At 55.3% G+C, this 24,748-nt stretch carries 12 protein-coding genes; 6 read left to right on the top strand and 6 right to left on the bottom strand.

What is annotated here, in order from left to right:
* Positions 1-13 precede the first annotated feature (13 nt).
* From IQ254_RS12400 to IQ254_RS12375, 6 genes are all read right to left on the bottom strand, one after another.
* A complete protein-coding gene (locus IQ254_RS12400; protein ID WP_193966474.1) occupies positions 14-1,252 on the bottom strand; it encodes a colicin E5-related ribonuclease in 1,239 nt (412 codons plus the stop codon).
* Positions 1,253-1,287: 35 nt separating this feature from the next.
* Positions 1,288-3,351, bottom strand: coding sequence for a hypothetical protein (locus tag IQ254_RS12395; protein WP_313887437.1), 2,064 nt, complete (start codon positions 3,349-3,351; stop codon positions 1,288-1,290).
* Positions 3,352-3,863: 512 nt separating this feature from the next.
* Positions 3,864-17,138, bottom strand: coding sequence for a peroxidase family protein (locus IQ254_RS12390; RefSeq protein WP_193966472.1), 13,275 nt, complete (start codon positions 17,136-17,138; stop codon positions 3,864-3,866).
* Between the two features lie 433 nt (positions 17,139-17,571).
* Positions 17,572-19,296 (bottom strand): toprim domain-containing protein, encoded by a 1,725-nt coding sequence (locus IQ254_RS12385; RefSeq protein WP_193966471.1) that lies wholly within the window; start codon positions 19,294-19,296, stop codon positions 17,572-17,574.
* On the bottom strand, positions 19,289-19,600 hold the full coding sequence (locus tag IQ254_RS12380) for a hypothetical protein (RefSeq protein ID WP_193966470.1): 312 nt from the start codon (positions 19,598-19,600) through the stop codon (positions 19,289-19,291). The genes IQ254_RS12385 and IQ254_RS12380 overlap by 8 nt, the downstream gene beginning before the upstream one ends.
* Before the next feature lies 1 nt (position 19,601).
* Positions 19,602-20,045 (bottom strand): hypothetical protein, encoded by a 444-nt coding sequence (locus IQ254_RS12375; protein WP_193966469.1) that lies wholly within the window; start codon positions 20,043-20,045, stop codon positions 19,602-19,604.
* A 491-nt stretch (positions 20,046-20,536) separates the two neighbouring features.
* Here IQ254_RS12375 and IQ254_RS12370 point away from each other — a divergent pair, with 491 nt between their 5' ends.
* The 6 genes from IQ254_RS12370 (at position 20,537) to IQ254_RS31445 (ending at position 24,422) form a co-directional block, all read left to right on the top strand.
* A complete protein-coding gene (locus tag IQ254_RS12370; RefSeq protein WP_193966468.1) occupies positions 20,537-20,965 on the top strand; it encodes a hypothetical protein in 429 nt (142 codons plus the stop codon).
* A gap of 275 nt (positions 20,966-21,240) precedes the next feature.
* Positions 21,241-21,507, top strand: a complete 267-nt coding sequence (locus IQ254_RS12365) for a hypothetical protein (protein ID WP_193966467.1) — start codon at positions 21,241-21,243, stop codon at positions 21,505-21,507.
* A gap of 476 nt (positions 21,508-21,983) precedes the next feature.
* Positions 21,984-23,384 (top strand): transglutaminase domain-containing protein, encoded by a 1,401-nt coding sequence (locus tag IQ254_RS12360; protein ID WP_193966466.1) that lies wholly within the window; start codon positions 21,984-21,986, stop codon positions 23,382-23,384.
* Between the two features lie 46 nt (positions 23,385-23,430).
* The gene (locus IQ254_RS31455; protein ID WP_228040603.1) at positions 23,431-23,901 is read left to right on the top strand and encodes a hypothetical protein; all 471 of its coding nucleotides are present in this window, start codon (positions 23,431-23,433) and stop codon (positions 23,899-23,901) included.
* Positions 23,898-24,053: a hypothetical protein gene (locus IQ254_RS31450; protein ID WP_228040601.1), complete on the top strand. Its 156-nt coding sequence runs from the start codon at positions 23,898-23,900 to the stop codon at positions 24,051-24,053. Before IQ254_RS31455 ends, IQ254_RS31450 begins: the two co-directional genes overlap by 4 nt.
* A 135-nt stretch (positions 24,054-24,188) precedes the next feature.
* Positions 24,189-24,422: a hypothetical protein gene (locus IQ254_RS31445; RefSeq protein ID WP_228040599.1), complete on the top strand. Its 234-nt coding sequence runs from the start codon at positions 24,189-24,191 to the stop codon at positions 24,420-24,422.
* Positions 24,423-24,748: the final 326 nt, after the last annotated feature.

The raw sequence follows: 24,748 nt of genomic DNA, 5'->3' as shown, positions 1-24,748 counted from the left end.
AATTTAATTCCTTCTAAAAAGGGGCTTTCCAGTCTGGATCATTGCGATCCGACACTTGAACTATATCTCCTGTTTCATCATTTTGGACAACATAGTTTCCATCCTTGTCTATGTAAGCAGTTGCGGGTGCATTTGTTCTCGTTCCGTCTGGTAGATAGCGCGTGTCTCTAGTTGGAACTGTTTTCTCAGGATTTTTGATAAGTTCTCTTACATCATCTGCAGTCCATCCACGCTTTGGTAGTTGCTTATTTATTTTGGGTTCAAAGCTAGGCTCTAGACCAGATTCAAAATACGGTGGAAGAGAATCTGGTCTTGCATCACCATCAAGCCCGGGAGCAGGACAGAAATCATCAGGCCAAGGGAGATCCCTGGAATTGGGATGAGAATGGGACTTGTCGTTAATGTTATTGGGGCTAAAATCCTTGGCTGCTTCTGCTATGGGTCTAGGAGCGGGTGGAATGAGATTGACGGTAGGATTATCGCGGCTTCTATCAGGATTAGGGCTAAATTCACCGGGGGTTGCAATGGTGGTGGGAAACGCACCTGCACCAGGGAGGTTAGGAGTTGCAATGGGGACGAAGCCAGAAGGTGTTTGTCTATTTCTCCAAGCGTCTCCAATGTCACCTGTTTTTTCTTGCAAATAAGAAGCAGTACCACCAATACCAATGATTGCTGCATCTACTATAGAACGCCAGGGAATACCACCACCTTGCATTTCCGCTGGGATCTGCCCATCCGGATCCGTAAAGTTCGTTGGGCTGTTGAAGACATAGCGATAGAGGTTGCTATCCCCCGCCCCAAAGCCGAGCGGGTCTTCACCTACAAACGTGCCAACTGCCGGGTCGTAGTACCGAGCCCGGTACTGCATCAACCCCGACTCCTCATCCAACTCCCGCCCCGTATAGCCAAAGCGGAAGTCAAGAGCAGGGTTGCTCTCCCCCGTCACCTGCCCAAAACTGTCATAGGTGGTGTGGTTGAGCACCGTGCCACTGTTGTTGATCACATCGCGCACGCTGCCCTGATGATCGCCCAGCGCCCAGCGGGTCTGCCCAGCCGTTTCCTCCGCTAAGACCTGGTCAATCTGTGGGCCGTGCAAATGGCGATGGGTAAGATTGCCCGCTCTGTCAAACACCAGAGCAATATGGCTGCCGTCATAGACGAAATGCTCTTCAGTCGCCGCGCCTGCTCCAGCCCCGTCAGCATCTACGGCGCTGCTCAAGCGACGGTCGTAGACATCATAGGCATAGAGCACCGTTTGAGTAATCGTGCCTGCCCCATCCTTCGAAACTACCCGGTCAAGCGATTGCGGTAGTCCCAGGTGTACTCCGTCGCTGCATCCGTGGCTACCTCTACCCGCCGAGTGCGGTTGCCCTCGTTGTCGTATTCATAGGTGTAGGTGCCGTCATTCAGCAGCCGGTTATGATCGCCCGTGGTGTAGCCCGTGCGATTGCCCGTCGCGTCGTAGTTATAGGCTTCATCGCTCTGGTAGCTATGATCACTGCTGGTCAGCTCGTAGCGATCGTTGTAGCTGTAGTTACTGGTACCATCGGGGGTCGTGAGCTGCGTTAGACGGTTCGCGTCATCGTAGGTGAAGCCATAGTCAGCAATGACGGTAGCCCCACGCTGATGGGTCAGATCCGTCAACCGCCCCGCCCCATCATAGGCGTAGCTCGTCCCTGCAACCACCTGAGTGCCCGTCAGGCTGCCGTAGCGGCTGAGCCCCGTCATCTGGCTGGCGGCATCGTAGGCCATCTCAACCCGTTTCGCGGCGACACCCGTCCCACTCTGGGTCATCTTGCTCGCCCGGTTGAGCGCATCGTAGCTTAGAGTTTCAGTCCCCGCCTGAACACCGTTGATCGTGTCGGTGACCGCCGTCAGATTATTGACCGCGTCGTAGCCATAGCTCAGCACCACGTTGGGTACTCCGGGTGTCCCAGCATTGTTTACGCTGGTCAATCGACCGGCGAGATCATAGGTGTAGGCATAGGTAGAGGCTGGGTCACTGGCTGCCGTCAGCTGGCTGGCAGCATCGTAGGTCAAAGTCTGGGTACGCAGGGGATTGCCCTGCCCATCCAGCCATTGCTCCTGGGTTTGCCGGTTAAGCGCGTCGTAGGTAAATTGCTGAGTACGTCCATTGCGGTCAATCAGACTCGTCACATTGCTAGTGGCATCGTAGCCATAGCGACGGGTCAAGGCTTGGCCATCAACTGTAATCGCTTCTGTCTCTAAACGCTCCAGCGCATCGTAGGTGAATGTGGTCAGGTTGCCCGCCGCATCGCTCAGGCTGGCCAGATTGCCGACCCCGTCATAGGTCATGCCGGTAGTTTCTCCCAAGGCATCAATGACCTGAGTTTGGCGATAGAGAGCGTCGTAGCCGTACTGGGTGGTGTTGCCCAGGGCATCGCTCTCCGACATCAAGTTGCCGGCCCGGCTGGTGCTGTGCCCGAGGGGGTCGATAATTTGGCTCAGTAAATTGCGATTGTCGTAGCGGAACGTCGTGGTGCGGTTCAGCTCATCAGTGACTGCCGTGATGTTGCCCTCAGCATCGTAGATAGTGGTGCTGTCGTCGCCCAGGGCATTGACCATCGCGACCTGCCGGTTTAGCAGGTCATAGGCGTAGGTAGTGGTGCGGTTGAGGGCATCGGTAACGCGGGTGAGGTTGCCCGTGGCATCGTAGCCAAAGGTGGTGCTGTGGTTTAGCGGGTCGGTGGTTTGCGTCAGGCGGTTCAGTGCGTCGTAGCCGTACTGGGTGGTGCGGTTGAGTTCATCGGTGGTGCTGAGGCGATTGTTGGCCCCGTCGTAGGTGTAGGTGGTTGTGCCTCCAATCGCATCGGTGATTTGAGTCAGGCGATTCCGCGCATCGTAGGCAAAGGCCGTGGGGTTGCCCCGCTCGTCGAGACGGCGGGTGAGGTTACTGGCTTTGTCGTAGCCAAAGGTGGCGACCCCATCTAGGGCATCGGTGGTCTGAGTGAGGCGATTGAGGTCGTCGTAGGCATAGCGCGTGGCATGGTCATTTTGGTTCGTAACCTGAGTCAGGTTATTGACGGCGTCGTAGCGGTATTGAGTGCTTTGCTCTAGCGCGTCAATTTGACGAGTTAAGCGGTCTCGGCTGTCATAGACAAACGTGGTGCGTTGATTTAATGGGTCAATGGTTGCAACTACATTATTGTCAAAATCGTATTGGAATCGGGTTTTGTTACCCGCCGCGTCGAAGAATGCGATCTGGCGGTTGCGACTGTCGTACTGGTATTGAATCTGATGCCCCAGGCGATCAACAACGCTAACCAAGTTGCCCGATAAATCGTAGTTATATTTGGTGGGTTGATTTTTGGCATCAACCGTTTCAGCTATATAGCCTATCCAGGAAAGCCACTACAGCAAAAGGCGATTGCACTACTCTGTTAGCTCTCCTATATCTGATGATGTTACATCAGCTTTCCCTTCTAAAATAGCTTGATAAATATTGTCGCGTCTATTACCAGTTTTGTGAGCCAACTCTATCTTCTCGAAAAGGAGATCAATTACTCCTTCACATAAAGGATATGTCTTAATAAGGCTATTATATAGCTCTCTATTCTTCCTCATAGACAATCGTTGAATCTGCTTCTCAGATAAGGAATGATAGTTCCTATACTCACTACAAAATTCAAGATCTCTGCTCAAGTTTTTCACCTGTAATATGCTAGCTTCCTTTATTGGGACACCAGTTTGAGATCTCCACAGACTCCTCTCCGAATCGTTCATTAATATCATCGGATCACTACAACCCAAGATTAATGTTACGAGAAATACTGATCTGAGAAAACGAAACACATTTCTGAATAACAAGCAGCCACTTTCTGAATGAATTTCCATATCTTTAACTATTGGGCATGTAAGGTTGGGAGTTTCACGACAGAGTTTGATGAATTTGCCGCTGAGTCTAATGCATCTGCAAAATTCGCTGGGGATGGTATTGCTGTTGGAGATGGTAATGAAGGACTGGTTGTGTAGGGAGTATAGAAGAGATAGTCTCGAAGAGCACCAAGAATTGAACCATTAGGTAATGAATCCAATGTAATGGTAGTGCAATTATTGCCTAACAAGTTATACCTGTCAATTCTGACACCTACATAGTCAGTTCCATTATCTAATTCAATAGAATTGACTGGAGCTCCACCATTGAAAAGTTTTCTAAAGAATGACTTGATTTGTTCTTCTTCTTCTTCTTGTTCTGTGTAATTCAGCCTCCATCTCTCAATAGAAACATCTTCACCTCTGAACGTATTGTTCGGCCTCAAATACTGCTCACGTGGAATCATGTAGAGAACCCCATCTCCAATTGCACCTAATGATGAAGTGTTGGGTTGAGGTCTATATCGACCATATGTGAAAACAGTTCCATCAACGTCAATTGCAAGATGACCTGGAAAACTTTCATGATGATAAATGAGAGTCTCTAAACCACTTGGATCTACAGCGATAGTAGGTGAGTTGCCTACATATCCATATAAGTTCCCATCTCCGCCATTAAACCCGATTGGGTCTTCACTAATGAACTGTCCAAGTTCACCATCGTAATACCTTGCCCGATAGTAATGTAGCCCCGTCTCTGCATCGAACTCGCGTCCCGTAAAGGCATAGCGACTATCAAAGCTGCTATCGCTTTCACCAACTAGATTTCCATAAGAGTCATAGGTACGATGATTCTTTAACGCTCCCGAATCATCCACGAGATCCTTGACGCTACCAAGATGGTCGCTGAGGTGCCATAGCGTTGTACCAGTCGCATCCTCCTGCGCAAGCACCTGATCCACCTGCGGTCCATATAGGTATCGCATCGACGGGTCAGCAATGTTGCCCTTAAATTCCAGGAGCACGTTCTCCCTGTCATAAACAAAGCGCAGCGTTTCTGCCGCCGCACTGCCCGCACCATCCGCATCAATCGTCTTAGCAATGCGTCGATTCATCACGTCATAGACATACTCTGCTCGCTGCACTTCAGCGCCCACGGTATTCTCATCAATCACTGCTACCAGTCGGTTTAGGTAGTCCCACACAAAGACCCGCTGATTGCCAGTAGCGATCTCTGTCTGCGTGGTCATATTGCCCTCAGCATCGTAGGCATAGGTATAGATGCCATCGGAGACCAGCTGATTGTTGGTACCCGTGCCATAGCCCGTGCCATGTAAATGCGACTCGATGCGATTGCCATTGGCATCGTAGTCATAGACCTCATCGGGATTGTTGATATCGCTATGATCAGCCCCCGTCAACTCATTACGAGCATTGTAGCTGTAGTCCGTAACGCCATCGACATCGGCAATTTGGGTAATGCGGTTGGCATCGTCATAGGCAAAGCCATAGAACGCGACTTCCCCACTGCCATTGCTGTGAGCCAGCCGCTCCAGGCGATTGTGCTCATCGTAGGCGTAGCCCGTCGTGACCACAGGCATCGTATCTGCCAAGTCGCTGTAGCGGGTGATGGACTCAAACTGGCCAATCGCATCGTACGCAAAGTCCACCCGCTTAGCATCCACGCCAGCGCCGCTCTGGGTCATCTGCACCACTCGGTCTTCGGCATCGTAGGTGTAGGTCGTCACACCCCCAGCCACACCATTGATGAAATCACTCACCGAGATCACATTGCCATCGGCATCATAGCCATAGCTCAGCACCACCGTCGGCACTCCGGTTGTCCCAGCATTGCTCACCTGCACCCGCCGACCCAGGGCATCGTAGCCAAAGGTATAGGCCGAGTTAGGGTCTTGCACCGCAATCAGCTGATCCGCCGCATCATAGGCCATCGTTGTGGTACGCAGGGGGTTGCCCTGGTCATCCAGCCACGCCTCCTGGGTTTGGCGGTTCAACCCATCAAAGCTAAAGCGCCGCGTGCGACCATTGCGGTCAGTGGTTTCAACGCGGTTGCCTACCGCGTCGTACTCATGGCTGCGGGTGCTGTTGAAGGCATTGGTCTCACTCACCAGGCGATCTCTGGCATCGTAGCCAAAGGTCGTGGTGTTGTTGACCGCATCGCTCAGACTCAACAGATTCCCCGCCGCATCGTAGGTGTAGGTAGTCTCACCAGCGGGGTCTTCCGCATCGCGGGTCAGGATGAGGCGATCTAAGTTGTCGTACTCCATCTCCGTGCGCTGCCCCAGCCCATCGGTCTGCGCCAGGGTGTTGCCCACCTTGTCGTACTCCGTGGTGGTCGTAATCGTTGTCGTGGTTCTGGCGGCGCTGGTCATGGTGATGCGGCGACCCAGGTCGTCGTAGGTATACTCGGTGCGTACGCCGTTGGCATCGATCTGAGCCGTCATCTGGTTAGCGGCATCGTAGACAAACTGGGTACGGTCACCCGATTCATCTACCATGGCGACCAATCGGCCACGGGCATCGTAGATCGACTGGGTGGCCTCTCCATTGGCATCGCGGCGGCTCACCGGGTTGTTATCAAAATCATAGCGGTTGAGCTGTTCGGTGCCATCGGGGAGGATGGTTGTTACCAGGCGGTTGCGGCTGTCGTAGAGGTAGCGGGTCTGGCGACCGATGGGGTCAGTGGTGGCCACCAAGTTACCTGACCTGTCGTAGGTCTGGGTTGAAATGGGCGAGGCGAGCGGCCCTGCAATCCCGTCGGGGTCGGCGGTGGTGGTCTGTATGGCCCGGTTCATGGAATCGTAGAGAGTTTCGCTGCGGTTGCCGTTGGCATCAATGACTGCTGTTTGATTGCCTGCATCGTCGTAGAAGAAGTACTCAATTGCTTCCTCTGGGGTGCCCTTGGCATAGGTAATGGTGGTCATACGGTTCAGGGCATCAAAGACATATTCCGTGCGATGCCCATTGGGGTCGATGAGGGCCGTTTGGTTGCCTGCGGCGTTGTATTCGTACTGCCAGATCGCTTCATCGGTTGTGCCCTTGGCATAGGTTGCCTGCATCAAGCGACCAAGGGTGTCGTAGTCATAATCCGTCTGCCGCCCCAGGGGATCGGTTTCGATATCGAGCAAACCATTCGACGTATAGGTATAGCTCGTCACCACATCATCCGTTTCCCCATTGGCGGCAGAGTCAATCGCCCCCACCACCTGGGTCATCGCCAACCGATTCCCCGTCGCCCCATCCACCGTGTAAAGCGTCTGCCGCCCCAGCTCATCCGTCATGCTGGTGAGCTGGTTAAACACCGTGTCGTAGGTATAGCGCCGCGCCCCCACCTGCGACGCCGTATCCCCCGCCGCATTGCTCAGGCGCACAGATAGCTCTGACGTACTGACATCCACTAAATCCGCATCGCCATCTAGATCGAGATCCGCCAAAAACACCGCGCCATTGCTAAAGGCCAGCGGGCTGTAGTCAGCCCGATTCTGCGGCTTAAACGTGCCATCCGCCTCGCCCAGCAGTAGCAGCGTGCGGTCATAGGAATTGACCACCACATCCAGCTGACCATCCACATTCACATCCCCCAGGTTGAGCCGGGAGGCCGAGGCGTAAAGCCCTGGCGAATCGACCCGCACCGCAGGCGCGCCAGCCTGGGCCAAAAAGACCGACACATAGCCGCGCTCTAGTAAAGCCCCCTGATGCTGAATAGTTACATCGTGGGTGACGACTAGGTCTTGCCGACCATCCTGGTTAAAATCAACTACCTCAACAGCGTTGATATCGCCATAAAAGCGATCGAGCTGGCTGTACTCTGAAGCGCCATTTAAGTCGTACTCGGCGACTACCGCCACACTGCCATCGGGCCGCAGCGAAAACACAGATAGGTAGCTAAATTCTCGTTCATCAACCGTTTCGGTGCGCTGCCAGATAAACTCATCGCGGCCATCGCCATTGACATCGCCCACCGCCAGCAGGTCATTGTAGAAAGGAAGGTTTGTGAGATTGAGCTGGGTGAAAGCTCCCGTACCCGCCGCGTTATTGAGCAGCAGCTTAGATCTTGACCTATCTTCTAAGAGAACATCTAGCTTGCCATCACCGTTGAAATCGCCCAGGGCCAGACGGTTAGCCGTGATGCCCACATCAATTGATTCCAGCGCGCCCAAGTCAGCCGTGCCATCGCCCTTGAGCATCCATAGCTTGAGATGGGTGCTGCCCGAAGTAGCAAAGCGAGCAGTAAAGACAACATCCTGGAAGCCATCGCCGTCGATATCGCCAATTTCGATATTAACCCCATTGGGGCCAACAATGCTGCGAACAACTGGGGGGGCAAAGGTGCCGCCGCCACCGTAGGCAATGGATAGATTTCCATTGCTCTGGAACCCGACAAAGTCGAGCAGGCCGTCGTCATTGAGATCGGCTAACGTTTTCCCTCGCTCTGAGAAAGCAGAGTCAACCGGCAGGACAGAATCAGCCTGAGCCGAGCCGCTGACCTTAGCCTCTAGCCGCCCGTCAATATTTTCTAAGAAGACGTTGTTTTCACCCGCACTGATGACATCGAGTTGCCCATCTTGGTTAACATCACCCATGGCAATGGCCGCCGGGTTTTGCCCCGCCGAGTAGTCAACCCGGTTAGAGAACGTGCCATCGCCATCGTTGTAGAGCACCGTGACGGTGTTGTCGTCATAGTTGGCGGTAATAATATCGGTCGCGCCGTTGCCGTCAACATCACCAGTTTTGAGACCAGAAATATTCAGGCCGTAGCGATCGATGTTGTCAAAACCATGAACAGATGCACTATAGTTGCCCACGCTATAGAGCGCGGCTGTAGCAAACCCACCCTGCCCATTGGCGATAGAAACCGACAGTTGATCGGTGCCTTCATCAATGGCAATCACATCGGTTTGACCATCGCCGTTGACATCTGCAACGACGATCTGAGCGCCATAGATATCGACACCGGGGTCATGGCGAACAGGGGGCAAAAATGTGCCATTCCCAGCACTTAAATAGACCTCAAGGGCCCCGTTGTCAGGCGCATTTGGGTTGAGCAAAAGCACATCAGCGTTGCCATCTTGATTGGCATCAACGGCCCAAATCGGTGAGATGGGTGAGCTGTAGCCAGCGCTTGTATCTACGACAATATTAGGTGCACCAAATGCGTTATTCCCGGCGTACAAAAAGGTCTGAATGACCGGCGCTCCTGCCCCATCAAAGCCGTGGTGGACAATGGCATCTAAGTCACCATCGCCATCGAGATCGCCGAGCTGAATTTCAGTGCGATAACGCTCAGGCCCAACTATTAATGTAGTTTCGGCAAAGGTACGGTTGCCCTGATTAAAGAGCGCTTTGACCTGCTCTTGGTAGCCCTCTCCAGGGACAAACACATAGTCTTTGACCAGCAGATCGTCGTCGCCGTCGCCATCGATGTCGCCCTGGCTAAGCAGGCTGTAGTCATCATACGGATCCAACGGACGACGGCTGATATGTGAGCGCTCAAAGCCGCCATTGCCATTGCCCCACAGCACATTAACCGATGGATTAGCAGCAGGGTATCCGTAGCCCCGCTCCAGCACAACGAGATCGAGGTTGCCATCGCGATCTAGATCGGTGGCTCGAGTACTGCTGCTAGCCTCCAGGCCAAAAATCGGCTGGCCACCGCTGAAGGTGCCTTGTCCATCGCCGTAGAAAATGGATAGGCTACCGTTCTCTCCATCGGCATTGGTGGTGATGTAATCAAGCTTGCCGTCGTTGTTGACATCGACTGTGATCACGCTGGAGGGCTGGTTAGAGCGCGTGATCCGTCCGGTGAAAAAGTCGCTCCTGGGCGTGCTGGCGCGAGAGATTTCGTCGTCTACACTCAGCAGATTTCCCCGCTCATCGTAGGTGTAGAGGGTTTCTCGACCTCGACCGCTCAGCCGTCGAGTAACTAAGTTGCTGTCGTTACGCTCAGTTAGTCCCTGAGTACCACTGCCGTCAAAGGCTGAGATCGTTTGCCCAGCCCCATCTAGGGTAGATTGGGTGACGCTGCCGTTGGCATCGGCGTAGCTGGCGCTATTCAGTACTTGGATGCTGATTGCAGGAGCGGTAATGGGTTGAGTGGTTTGCTCCGGACGAAAGAGAGCCTGGGTTTGGGTGGGGCTAACTCGAATGGTAGCCCCGGTTTTATCGGTGGCGTGAGTGGCTCGCCCGGCAAAATCATAGGCGGCCTCTTCCCGATTGCCCCGCTTGTCGATCTCGGCGGTCATGTGATGCGCCTGGTCGTACTCAAAGGTGCGCCGCGTGCCGTCGGGGTCAGTGATGCGAATTAAGTTTCCGGCGGCATCGTAGTCAAATCGGGTGGTGCGGTTGGCCGGGTCGGTGATGGCGCTGACCCGCGCCCCAGCATAGGTAAAGGTGGTTTCTAGCCCCACCGGGTCAACAACTTTGGTCAGCCGCCCGTCGGTGTAGATATGCTGCGTTTCGTTGCCGTTAGCGTCTTTGACCGAAACCAGATGGTTCTCAGCATCAAATGAGTAAACCGTCTGGTCTTTCTCGGTGCGGCGGAAGGTGCCATCGGCCAGCTTTTCGAGCACCGAGAAGTCCCCAGGGGGAGACTGATAGCCATTGCCGTCTTTTGCAAATACCAGCTCGCTGCCGTCGCCATCGATGAGCAGCACCGAGCCACTGGAGGTTTCAATCAGTTCCTGGACTCCGGCCAGGCCCCAGCCGCTGCCGAAGGCGCTATTGACCGTATTGACGTGAACGAGCTGCCCCGTGTTGGTACGGGATAAGCCGCTGAATTGAGTCAGCCCCAGTAGATAAGTACCAGCGGTGAGCGAAAAGTCGTAAACGCCTGATTCAAAATCTCTCAAATCGGCTTGCAGCGCCGCACTGATAGGTTCTGAGGTTGTGGGTAACGCCCAAAAGTGCTCGCCTCCTCTAAGCCCTGCGCGGGGTGAGGACCCCGGCACCTGATAGTCAAAGTCACCATTATGAATAGTCAACTTGGCGGCTAAGAAAGCATTTGTGGCTCTATCAGCTCTGAGATCGCCGCCAAACTGCACGATGGGTCGAGCATCGGCCCGTAGTGAGTCATAGGTAAGCTGCACCCCTCGATCGGCACCGAGAGATTGATAGGTGGGTAGAGCATGGGTTTCGATTACGGCTCCGGTATTTAGCTCGACCTGGGAGCTAAATTTCCCTGGCGTGAGGCAAGCACTACAGGTGTTGTCTTCTACGCGGAGGTTTAAGTCGACCAGCGGTCTCGGTGGTACGAAGAAGTGCCAGGAGCTATTGCGAATGCCCCCCTCTGTCGTTTCAACGGACTGGCCGTCATCTGACACCGTCCCTTTGCCAACGATCTCAAAATCACCCGTGGTGGGATTAATCGACCATAGATCCATTTCATACCCAGCAGGCCAGCCCGCCCGATTGGGCAACGTCAGGCGAGCTGGCTCGGTAAAGACCATTTCACCGGGCTGAATGGTCACCACCAGATCTGGCGATAGCCCCTCTGGGAGTGCCGCTGGGGTAAAATCGGGCGGCACTTCAGAAATGCTCAGACTGCCGGTAAACGGATTGCCGCGATTGTCGGTCAGCGAGTTGGCCTTAACCCATACCTGAGCCCCTAAGGTGCTGTTCGCAATCGTCGTGTCACCGCTGCTATCCACCGTCGATGTGTTGCTGGCGATATCTAGCGCAGGCAAATAGATCGGCCGGTCAATCACGTTGTTGACGCCGGCATAGACCTCATGGCCCAGCACCAGGTTCAGCTTTTCGGCGATAAACGGAAATACCTCACCCGTCGCCGAGGTGTACTGCGTGCCATAGACCTTCAGCGTATCCGCCGCCCCCGCAGGCGAAAGCGTCATATCGTGCCCGAGAAACTGACTCCAGGCCAGCATAAAGCCCGTCGCCCCGGTCGGGTCGGGAATAGATGCATCCTGAGCAAAGATAGCGTTGCTGATATCGCGCACATTCGCCCGCTCTTCACCGGCTAAACTGCGAATGCCGTCGCCATACTCCTGGGTATAGTCCACCCGCAGCTGGGTGCCCACCCGGCCCAGCTCAGGATTGGCCAGGTTGTTGTTTGAGCCATCCAGCGTGGCGTACTCAGTCCCGCTCTGTCCGGCAGCCGTCCCCCCCTGCGCCAGTGCCGCCGGGGTCCGCCCGGTCGAAAAGAGATTATCCGCCAGCCCGTTCATGCCCGTATTGCGAGACAGCAGTGCTGAGAGCGATGTGCCGCGAATGACGCCCAGTTCCTCAGCGGTAAACTGACCGTTCTCATACCAGAATCTATCGCCGTCTCTGAGCCGGGCAAACTGGTCGGCAATTACCGTCTGAAAGAACTCGCCCACCATCGAACCCGCCACGGCGTCCTCAGCCAGACCGCCGACAATGGCATCGATGTCATTGACCGTGCCATACACCTGGGCCAGCACCGCCTGCACGCTCACATCCGAGGTGATCTCAGCAAAGGAGGTCACCGGCGCTAGGCCAAAGTCCACCCGCGCCTGGTTGTAGTCCGGCAAGCCCACATCGCGCCCCCGCTGAATATCCACCGCCGCCAGGTCAATGCCACCAGAGCCCGGCGGCCCAAACAGCGTGTTGCGCAGCTCGCTCAGCACCTTGGTATCAATCGCCTCAGATGACTGGGCAAATAGCCCGCGCAGTATGGCATCAATGCCATACTGCTGCACCAGGCCAGGGTTAAACGTACTCTGGTTCAGCGATATCGAAGGCAGCGCCTGGCCATCACCATCAATCAGCAGAAACTCATCGAAGCTCTGGGTATGGCCCATGCGGAACGCCGCCGCCGAGAACAGATGGCTGATAGACGGATCGACATCGGCGTCGTAGCCTGCGTAGTCGGTAAGGCTATTGTCGCCAATTAGCAGCGGCAGATACTCACTGTAGGTGATGTGCTGAATCTGGGCCGCCACCAGCTTTCGTGCCCGCTGATAGATGTCTTCACCGCTCAGCTCGGGGTTCGCCGCCCTGAGCTCATCGGCCAGCCGGTTGTGCTCGCGCACAAACACCGTATGCACGGCGGTCAGGGCAATATTCTCATTGGCCCGCACATCGCCCGTGGCAAACAGCGTCGCTGGGTCAGTTAGCCCCCGGTTGTCGTTTGTGAGCGTGCCGTCGGGGAAAAAGGTGCTGTTGTTGATCGGCAGCAGGTCACCGTCTGACACCTTCAGTCTGCCGGTGCCATCGTTCGTCCGCAGCGCTGCCGCTCGATTGGCATCACTGCCGTAGACCATATTGGCATCGAGGAACGTGCTGACCAGGTTGGGATGGCGCAGCGGATTGCTCAGGCTCGTGCCGGTCGCCCCATCAAAGGTCGTCCGCCGCAGGTTAATCTCGCTGGTGCCGGTGAAGAACGGGTCAAAGGCGGCATCGCCCAGCGGAATTTGGATATTGATTTCCTCAGTGGGGAAGCTGGTGGGTGGTATGGCTAGAGTAAAGTAGCCCTCTGCGTCTGTCGTCGCCTGCAAACGGCCCAGCGCCAGCGGCATATTGGCCAACGGGTTGCCGTTGGCATCGAGGATCCGCCCCGAAATGCGGGTGGTCGGATCAGGGTCTGGTGCCACGGTCAGCGACACCTGCTGGGTCGTTTCAGCCGCTCCGTCCGTGGCGATTAGCGTGAAGTCGTAGGTACCAATTTGGTCGGGTCGCGGCTCAAAAATGAGCTGACCAGACCCGTTGAGCCTGCTCTTGGGCAAATTGCCCGCGCTGCGGATCGAGTAGGTGACGCGATCGCCATCTGGGTCAGTCGCCGTCAGCGGAATCTCTAGCTTTTGCCCTGGCATCGCCGTCAGCGGCCCCAACTCAGGAAAAATTGGGCTCTGATTTGGCCCGCCCACCAGTACCTGAGGCGTCAGCACCAGCCTGAGCTGCTCAGGATTACTGAACGTGACGGCGATCGCGTCAGAGATCGCCCCCGCCTGCAGCCCACCGGGTCTAATCGCATCCCGCAGGTTAAGATAGCCGTTCCCATCCGCATCCAGGCCGGACGCCGTCACCAGCGACACCCCCTCGGGCAGACCGGCAAAGACAACCGCCGCCCGCCGACTGATCGATTCCTCGCCCGTGTTGCGCAACCTCAGCTCAGCAGTATACTCACCCGAACTGGCATTGAAGCGAATGTGGCTAAACAACGCTTTGATGCTAGCGCTAGCTGCGAGCGTACTCAGGTCTAGCTCACCGCCCAGGCTGGCTAAAGCGGTATTAGTCGGGAAGCGCGGCCCCGCTATCCCCTCCGGGTCAACGTCGTTGGTCAGACCGCTGACCGTTACCCGGCTGCCGGTATCGCCATCTTGATTGAGAAACTGAAAAACCAGCAGCCCTTCGGTGCGATCGCCCAGCCCACTCAGGTCAATCTCGACGTACTGACCGTCATAGCGCACCAGCCCTGGCGTAAACTCAGCCCTGTTGCCCTCCAGCGCAAACAGCGGCGTTCCCGGTGTGCCATTGTGCAGCAGCGTTTGGGATGGATTGGCCGGGTCTACCAAATACAGCGCCAGGCGATCTTCACTGGCCGCCCCCTGATCGCTGGTATCAAAGGCGGCATCGACCGCAAAGCGGAGCGTGCGGCGGCCCTCGCTCTGGCCCACCGCCACCGGCAGCGTTGCCTGCACCACGTAGCTATCGGATTCACCGAGAATCAGCCGGTCAGCGGTAGCGATCGCCCACCCCGTTGTTTCCGTTGGCCCAGTTACAAAGGCCGTCTCCGAGACCTCAAAGTTGACCGTGGTTTGCACCGTATTACCCGCGATGTCGGTCAGCACAACGGCGAGCTGTTGTGCGCCTGCCGTCAGAGGCAGCGTCTGTAAAAGCTGGTCAAATTCACCCGCTGAGCTAGCTGAAAACGAGACGGCTGCGTTGCCCCCTAGCGTTGTGGCAATCGTGACCGCTTCATCAACGGAGCCAATCAGGTGGACGTAGCGGCTGTGATCACCATTGGCGATCGGGCTAACCAAAGACAGCGTCGGACTCGTTGCATCCAGCGTATAGCTGTAGGAAGCCGGTTCAGAGACATTGCCTAAGCTATCTTCAGCAATCACGCTCAGGGTGTAGACACCATCGGTCAGCGGCTGACCCAGAACGGTTGCCAGCGCTGAAGCATCTAGGGTGAAGCTACCATTCTGTAAGTACGACGAAATATCGACATACTCAGCCACAGGCGTATTCCCGAAGCCTGCGCTGAGGCGAGCCACCCGGTTAGCATCGCTGACACTCCCGGTAATCGTTGCCACCGAGGTGATACTATCGGCGCTGCTGCTGCCGGTATCGGTCTGCAACGCGAGCGTAACGGTGAGGGGCTCCAGGTCAACCGGAGTGACGGTCAACCCAACCGTCGCGCTGCCCGTGAGCGCTCCGCCTGAGCCGGTATTGCCCTGGTCTGTGACCGCGATCGCCAGCGCATCCTCGCCTATATAGCCTGCCGCTGGTCGATACAGGAGCTGTTCTAGCTGCCCGTTCAGCTCACTGAGAGAACCCGTCAAGATCAGACTACTGGCGGCGATCGCCCCAAGCTCTAGCTGACCGTGGCTTACCCCCAGCGTCACCTGCAATGGCAGCTCGCCTGCATCAATATCTTGAATCTGCAGGCTGGTCGCAAAGCTCAAGCTCGTCCCTGCCGCTAGCGCCAGCGCCGTCGGCGCAGTGACGACCGGCCCGTCGTTGACCGGCGTAATCTGTAGCGTTACAGTTTGACTCGCAGGCTGACACCAGCCATCGTCTGCAACATAGCTAAAGCTGCCCGCCGCGCCATTGGCATCAGCATTCGGCACGAAAACCAATCCTTGCAGTTCACCCGGCGTGAGCAACTGTCCTGACACAACAGCGCTGCCATTCGCTAGCTGAACAACGCCCTGACTGACCTCAGGTACTGTGCTCACCCGCAGCGTCAACGCATCGCCGTTGAGATCCCTGGGTAGCTCAATATTGAGGGCCGTCGCACCGCTATCTTCAGCGACGACAACGGTTTTATTCGCCCCGACTATCGGCGCATCGTTGGCGGCAAAGACCGTAGCCCGTTGGTTGAAGGTGATGTTGCCCTTCGCCTGGATCCGACCATACAGCGTGGCCGTGCTGTTGAAAGAGAAGTTACCCGCCGCTAAAAACTGTGCCCGCGTCTCTGAGCTGCCGTTAAAGGTGATATTTCCTTGAGAAACGACCGTCAGTCGGTCTGTACTCGATGGGGTGGTGCCATTGAAGGCCATCGAATTGCGGCTGGCCAGTAAGCTTTGACCGGCAAACTGGACGTTCCCATTCATGTTGATCTGGCTCGACGCCATCACGGTTAAATTGCTGCCACTGGCGTTGCTCAGATTCACCCCGCCGTTATAAGTCACCAGCGTCACATTGGTAAGCTGATGCCCGCCGCCGTTGAAGTTAATATTGCCGTTCTCCAGCAGCAGAATCGTATTCGAAAGGCTTACCTGGTCAGGAATCGTCAGCCCGCTGCTGGTGATGCGAATGACCGTCGGATTTTCAAGCGTCCCGCCGGGCGGAAAGTTGTTCTGCCAGTCGCTGGCATTATTCAACGGCTTGTTTTGACGGTTAAAGATGACGGGTACCGTGCCTGCCGGTATCTGCCTAGTCAGGGTATCCTCCACCAAGGCCGCATGGCTCGGGACGCTGACCGTCTGAGTGTCAACAATCTGCGGCGGCACCAGCCCGCCGTACAGGTTGTTTGGGGCATTGATCGTGGTATAGGCCGCTGAAACAGCCACCGCATTCTGAACGACCAGGGGACGCCCCTGAGGATCGACAATTGGGCTACCGTTCGCATCCCTTTGCACTGGCAGAACAGGCTGGCCGTTGAGCGTAAAGCCCCGGCCACCGTAGATCAATGCATCGTCTTCGGGCCGCAGCGGGTCGCCGTCAAAGTCGCTGTTGCTATTGATAGAGACCTGTCCTTCGGCCACGATGGTGAAGGGCAAAATACAGGCAGCTGCATCTGCTTCAAGCGTGAGTGAAGGGGCAGCGTCCTGCAATACAGCTGCCGGCTGCCCAATCAGGGTGTCTTCACCCACCGCTATGGTCGCCAATGGTTGCGGCGCTAGATCATCTAGAAAGAAGGCCGTTGTAGGGCTGACCAAGACCCCTGCTGTTTCAACCGACGTCGGTGTAAGGGGTAAAACCTGTGGGGTGACGGGGAGAAGTGATGCTGAGTGAGATTGAGCAGGCAGCCCTAGAGCCGTCAGGGCTACCCCATCAACTCCAAGTCCCGCCAAATCTTGACTAGCGCGCGCGCCAACATCCCCTAGTTCAGGGTCAAGCGATTCGATACCATTCATGGTGGGTGTATCCTGAATCAACACAGCAGGTCATGGGGCCGCACCACAAACACCCTTACCCACGCAGCGCAGTGAGGGCGGCTACCGTGCAATCCGCCGAACTCGGTCTAAAGTAAAAACTCTAAAAAGATGAAGTGTTCATGAAGAACGTTGCTTCCCGTCAATCCTACCCATTGACTGATTCCAAACGGTTGCGTAAAAGCACGGGTATGAATTTTTTGATAGAGAAAAAATTTGCGGATTCTTACGGATATCAGCAAAAAATTCATGGATAAACCCTCTTATTTCAAGGGTTTTTACAGACCTTACTCATCAAACAATCTGTGGCTTCTATTTGTTTTCGCGTGATACCACAGAGGCCTGGCAAATTCAGTTGTAACCGAATCTATAGAATATGTGAAGTTGCGTAGCGTCTTCTTAAGGCTTGAGTTATCTAACTATCTATTTCGTAATGTCCTGATCGGCAGCGTTCTCTGGTGAGGTTGGAGTGAACGTTACTCTCGCCAGCTTTTAAGTTGTGATCTATGTCTTTGGTCATAGCTTCTTTCGCGTTGCTAGATAGCCCATTTCCCTTTACCAATTCCCTGGCCACTTCCGTAATTCGGCTCAAATACCTCTCCGATCTCCCCAGCGTCACCGCTGCTCCGTACCACTGCCACAACTTCGACAGCTCCGGGCGGCTCTGATGCCACCCATTGCCGCCCCCCTCTGGATTGACCAACACCTCATTCCAGTCCTTGCCCTGGTTCGGCGTCAGCCGCTCTATCCCCGGCAACTGCTGTGCCACCCGCCAGGCCATCACCTCCCCCGCCACATCCGCATCAAACGCCGCTGCCACCAGTCCCCCACTCCCTAGCACCGTCTTTAATGCCTCAACCGGCACCCCTCCAGAGCCATCCGTTGAAAGGTAAATCGATACCCCCTCCGGCCCCCGCTGTGCCCGATCCAGCACCGCCAGCGACTCGGGGGTATCCCGATGCAGCAGCACCAGTCCGCTGACCCAAATGGGGAGAGCCCCTTCATAGATACGCTTTTGAGCTTCCACTCCCTGCTTCATCCGCATTTGAGAGGCGACATCGACATCCCGTAGCAGATTGGCGCGGAACGTGGCGGTGACACTTTGTTTGGTCAGCCGTTGCAGGGTGACGCGGGTCATCATGCGATCTGCGGCGGCGAGTTCGCAGACGCATTCACAGTCAGGAAACTGGGCCAGGGCTTGCCAGAGGTAGTAGAGCTGGTGCTCTGGAGTGGTGAATCCAGCGGGTTTGGATTCCAGCACCACAGCTCCCACGAATTTGCCTTTCACCTGCACCCACTGGCGGTCGGCTTTGGGATGACTAGGTTGGCCGTTCTCGCCACGAATGAGGCGAGAGGTAGCGTGCAGCGGATCGTGGATCAGTTCGCTGAGTTTGGCATCGCCATCAGCATCACTCAGCTCCAAATATTGCGGAATAGGAGGATCTGTCGTGGTATTGAACTGAGCCCAGAGGTACTGCCACAAGTCCTCAGTTCCCATTGGAGTGACCTGAAGGCCCATGCGGGCATTGAGTTGCTGCTCCCAGTGCAGGTAGCCATCGGTAAAGCCCTGGGTGAGCAGCTGTACGTAGGACTGCTGTTGGTTCTGTTCTTTCAACCCCTTGAAGGTGTCGTACTGGGCCACCACCCAGGCCAGTAGCTTTTCAACGTGGTCGGCGCTTTGCTCCTGGCCAGATCCAAGGGGATAGGTGGCAAAGAGGTAGAGCTGTTTGGGCTGACGCTGTTTCTCGGTGGTCAGGTCGCGGGTGGCGCGTTGTTGCGCCAGCAGGAGGAACTGGCTTTCCAGGGTGGTGGTGGTCTGGATCAGGGTTTCGAGGGACTGCTGGCGCTCCTTGTCATCGGCAAAGGATCGCCAATGAATCCGCAGTCGGTCTCCGGGTCGAAATCCCTTGAGGCCATCCTCCAGCCGCTTCAACGTAGGTTCCGCCTGTCCCGGCTGCAGTTGGGTGTGAATGCCCCGGCTGCGAAAGCCAAATACCAGACTGTATTGCCGCTGGTGTTTGAGCAGGTAAGCTCCTACATTGCGCCCCCGCAGGTTTAGGCGGCAGAGGCATTCCAGGTGAGCTTCATCTTCAAAGGGGCGAAAGCGATAGCGTTGCGTTCCAAGCCTTGGTTTACTCATGGTGGTTGGGTAAATGACGCTGATAGGGCACATGGCCCCGTTTCCAATCGGGCACGGGCACAAACTTGTGGGTAAAAAGCCAGGTCTTTTCGCCGACTACCACCCACCAGGTGGAAATGCCCCAGGTGCTGAGCAGCAGGAATGGGACAAAACCCAGCCCGAGTACGACTTCAATCAAAATGTAGAAACCGACAAAGATGCCGCCCGAGGGGGCCAGCAGGTTGGCAGGGATGGGGCCAAGGGAGGGCTGACGGCCCAGACTGGGATTAACCGGGCAGTACAGGCGCGATTCGGAGTCGCTCATCTCAGGCTCCGAAGAACAGACGGCTCAGACCCTCAACAATGACGACAGCGGCAATGATGATGAAGGCATTTTGCAGCAGCGGTTGCCACTGCTCACCCCGCTGGGCCTGGTAGACAGCGAAGAAGACAAAGCCCACGGCTGAGACCCACACCACCAGGCGCAGCAACCCAAACATAAAGCTGATGATGTCGCCATCCAGGTACTGCCCGAAGATGTTTTGGGCCTGCCCTTCGACGGTGTCGAAGAGCTGGGCCATAGCCGGATTGGCGTGGGTTGTGATGCTGATGAATAGCAGGATTCCGGTCACGATCCCCAACAGCGTCCCGCCGCTGAGGCCTCGGAATTTGAAATGGGTCAGTTGATGACTGGTGCGGGAAAAGGCTAAACGGTTGCGCTGAAAGCGTTGGGACAGCAAATGCCCCAGACGGTTAGATGAATGATTCATATCTCCTACTCCAAGCGATGAGGACGTAGGTAGATGGCTCCCTGTGCAGATTGAGCAGGACGATTTTGGTAGGAATGGCAGAGTGTTGGTCTCGCCTTCCGCAGGTCAGAGATGGAACGGGGTCAGGAACTCAAGGTGAGTGACTCAATCTTTATCGTACTTTTACATAGAAAGTACTACTTGGTAATACTGAGTTAATCGTCCTGAAAAGTAAAGCAGGTTTTAGATTTTGTTTACATTCCGAGGCGTAAGGTTTTGGAGGACGGAGTCTTGATGCCTATGCGACTTGGACTTTCGTGCCTTTCGTATGATGTCTTGTCGTGATTAGTCTAGTCGGTAGAGGTATGAAGAATTCTTGATTAAGGTGATGTGAAGCGGAGGAAGAATCTGATACGTCTGCCTTAGGCTTCTGTGAACCTATGGTGCGCTGACTCTCGGTAACCTGAGTAGGAGGCTAGGATAGCGACAGTTGGTCTCGTCACTATTCCGTTATGGTCAAGTCGCCTGTGCCTCAAGACAAATCCCCGTCCGACGCCTCAGAGGGTGGATGTCGTCCGACGTTCTATATGACTGCTGAACTGCTAGAGGCGATCGAGGCCCAGTGCGCGGCGGAGGGCAACCGAAAGCGATCGCCCTTTTTGGCCGAAATTATGGAACTCTTGCTCACCAGCGACATGGGGCAAAGCCTGCGGGAAGGTGCCCAAAAGCACCGTCGTCCTCTGATTCATGAACTGGAAGCCAATCTGGTTCTGTTCAATGAACATATCCCGACAGAGCGAATTGTGGAGTTGGCGGAGGCGAGTCAGCGAAATCCTGACCAGATGCTCGTGCGATTGGTTCTATTGGGCTTGCGGGTTTACGAAAAAGCCATCTCGCGGATGGAAGCGGAGATTGACGGTGGCCCGGAGGTCGTGTCGTAGCGTTCGACACTCGTTTTTTCGTTTCGTCCGGATTCTGCCTGCGGTCTCAGTACAAGTGATGTACTGGTGATATTTGCTACCTGACTTCCAGGTGGTAGAGCGATGGCCTGTTTGCCCCAAGGCCGCGATCGCTCGTGTCACCACCATCGCACACGCAGGGTTGTTGAACCGACATGAAGCACAATTTGAAGCAACGCTTTGGGGGCAGAGCATTAGGAGCCATTCCCGCTCTCGCTGCTGTGGTCGTCTGTAGGTCGGTCGCGGAGTAGGGCATCATGGCTCGATTTTTGACGCGCCGCTATGTGGCGGTGACTGGGGCCGAGGCGTTTCGCCTGGCGCAGCTGGATGGAACGCCCTGGTCAGAGATTCGACACACCGAAGATGTGCAGCTCTTGCATCGAGAGGAGTGGTGGGCCTGGTGGTCAGATGAGCAGTTGACGACGGCAATTGGGTTGCCGGAATCGCTTTGCCCAGAGACCCTATCAACGGATGCAGTGTTGTTGATTTCTGAGGTATGGGAGAGTTTTTCGCCTGCGCCCTAGTGTGGGTGGGGCACCTTAGCACGGGTAAAAGAGGTGCTGAGGCGAACGAATGCGTCGCATCCCCAGGGCAGCGTGCCTGAAAGCCGCGCTGTTACTGAATTATTGCTCGTGAGATTTACGGACGACTCAGAGGGGATACTGCAATGCTGGCACAGGGCGCTTGGAGAGGGCTATGAGTTTCATATTGAACTAATTCAATAGGCCGCTTGGACAAACCAAAAAGAGCCATAACTGCAAGCTCAGCCCCTATGTCGTCACATTTGGGGAGATGGGACAGAATTTCGTGTAGGCCATGCGATCAGAGTATTTTTTGCGGTGCTGAATGAGCTACCGGGATGAGATATCCACTGTAAAGGTTTGGCGAATGGTGGGCTGCGAATCAAAAAGACTATCCTACGAGCCTGTCTTATAGGTCAGCGTCGAAATCGGGAAACCTAGACTGGAAGTGCGCTCTGGCTGTTTTTACCTCTGGTTTCATGCGATTTATCTTTTTGAGGCTGCCCTCGCTGATTACTAGAACGCTGTTCTACCTGGCAGTCTTCCTCTCCCCGGTATTGGGCGTCTGGGTCGCCTCGTCGCTCGTTGCCTATATCAATGGGCCTAAGCTGCTGACAGTCTTTTCTGGCATTTTGCTCTTTCCCCTCGTGCCTATTTTGTGGGAAATGCGCGGACGAAAGAAAGGAAAGCAGCCCAGTATTCTCACCTGGGGCGATCGCATCACCCTGCGCACCTTGGCCCTCAACCTGGTCTTCCTCACCCTCCTGCTGGCCCTGCGGCCCCAGACCTCGTTTTTGGCGCTATCCACCCGAGGCGATTGGTTCTTGGATGGTATGCAGGGACCACAGGTGGATCTGGCTCGACGCGGGTTATTCACTGCCGCTAGGGGACTTGAAGGGCTTTATCTGAGATTCCACAACAACCCCTTTGAGCAATACGCTGACACTACCCAGGTCAGGCCTCAACCAGCACCCCAAAGCAGAGCGGCAGGTCAAACCGAGCAGGGCAAAGGTTGGCCCTGGACAGAGGTGGGGCTGCATCCCACTGTTGTCAACATGCCTGCCAGCGCTGAAACCAGCATTGCCTCCGTGGCTCAGTACATTGCCAGCCAGGAAAAAGACCCTATGTTGCGGGTCAAGGCTCTCCACGACTACGTGGCCGATCGCATTGCCTACGATGCGCCGAACTATTTTGCGGGCAACTATCCCCCTCAGGATGCAGAGACGGTATTTCAGCGGCGGGTCGCGGTCTGTGCGGGCTATGCCAAACTGCTCGAAGCCTTGGGCCAGGCCATTGGCGAAGAGATTGTATATGTCGTTGGCGACTCCCGCAGCTCGACCAGCGACTTAGAAGGGCAAAGCCACGCCTGGAATGCCGCCAAGATCAACGGGCAGTGGTATTTGATTGACGCCACTTGGAATAGTGGAACGGTGGATCGGGCATCCGGTTTCCAAAAAGCCTACAAAACCGACTACTTATTTCCACCTCCAGAGGTAATGGGCATCAGCCACTTTCCCGATGATGAAAGCTTCCAGCTCCGTTCACAACCGATTACCCGAGGCGAGTTTCTGCGCCAGCCCATGATGAGAGCCCAGTTCTTCGCGGAGGGGATGCAGCTGGTTGCACCGATGCGATCGCAGACCGATACAACCCAAAATGCGGTCATCCAGCTCCAGAATCCCAACAAACGCTGGCTGCTGTCTAGCTATGTGCTGAAAGGCTCTAATCAGGCCGAACGGTGTACAGAAGCTGCTACCCAGGCGACTCAGATTTCCTGTCCTTTATCCCAGCCTGGTAGCTATGAGGTGAGTTTGTTCAGTGGCGATGAGCAGTATGGCGAGTTTGCCTATGTAGGTCAGGTGGAGTTTAACCGACGCTGAGATCATTGCCCCGCTTTACTTTCAGATAACCCTTACCCCAAGAGCGATGACACTTTTCACGCTTAAAGACAAGCAGATCGCCGCCGTCAAAAGCACTCAATTTGGCGCGGAAGGCATTCAGGAGCGCACCGACCTGCAAGCTGCACTCAGGGACAACATCAATGTGATCTCGCCCGATACGATGGTGCTCTCTGAAGAATTTTCCGGCTGGACTGAGGGAGCACGGCGGATCGATCTACTGGGCATCGACAAGCAGGCCAACCTGGTTGTGATTGAACTCAAGCGCGATGAAACCGAGGCTCATATGGAGCTACAGTCCCTGCGCTATGCTGCCATGGTCTCGACGCTGACCTTCAAGCGAGCGAGATTCACCAGCAATACCTCGATAAGCGGGGAATTGCGAAAGATGCTGAAGCGGAAATCTTGGGATTCCTGGGGTGGAGCGACCCGCAGGAGGAGCAGTTCCCTACAGACGTCAGAATCGTGCTGGCCTCGGCCAACTTCTCAAAAGAGTTGACCACCGCCGTTATGTGGCTGAATGAGCGCGACTTAGACATTCGCTGTGTCCGCCTTCAGCCCTACAAGCTGGGGGATGAACTGCTGCTAGACATCGAGCAGATTATCCCTTTGCCGGAGGCGGAGGAATACCAGGTGAGAATTCGAGAGTAGGCAGAAGCACAAAGAGCTGCTGCTCGATCTAGTCGAGATACAACCCAATATGCGTTCCTGGGCCAGGTGCACAACAAGCGCAACTTAGTTCTGGCCGTAGTCACCCAGTACCTTCAGGATCACCCCCAGACGACTTTGGATGAGCTGAAGCAGGTATTTCCAGACTTCCTCCACAGTTCCTTTGGGGTGGTAGCGCCAATTGAGAAAGCCTTAGAGAAGGGCCAAAAGCGCTACTTCCTGGATGAGAGCCAGATTTTACGGACAGGGGATAATCAAACCGTTGCGGTCTGCAACCAATGGGGTATCGGCAACATCGGCCCCTTCCTCGACATCGCCAAACAACTTGGCTACGACATAACGGCCCAGTAAACCATTGTTAGTCTTAGGAAAATTAGCGACTACCCTCTAGAACTAGGCAAACTCATGACTAACGAGTCTTACTCCGGCAAACGATGACATGGGCGTAAGCAACTCTCCTTCTGTAGAAAGCTCTCCAGGCCAAGATCAGTCCATCCCGGTTTTGCCTTACAGGCTAAGTAGGCAGTTGAGATTAAATGTAAGATAGCAGGGTAGCCAGAGTGCCCTCAAATGCCCGCCCCATTACGCATCATTTTGACCGAGGAAGAAGACCGCACGTTAAGTGAACTTCGGGAGGCTCAGACAGTTCCCTATCGGACGCGTGACCGAGCGCATAT

It is taken from the genome of Nodosilinea sp. LEGE 07088 (genome assembly GCF_015207395.1).
Taxonomy (GTDB): domain Bacteria; phylum Cyanobacteriota; class Cyanobacteriia; order Phormidesmidales; family Phormidesmidaceae; genus Nodosilinea.
This window is presented reverse-complemented; position numbering and strand designations above follow the sequence as displayed.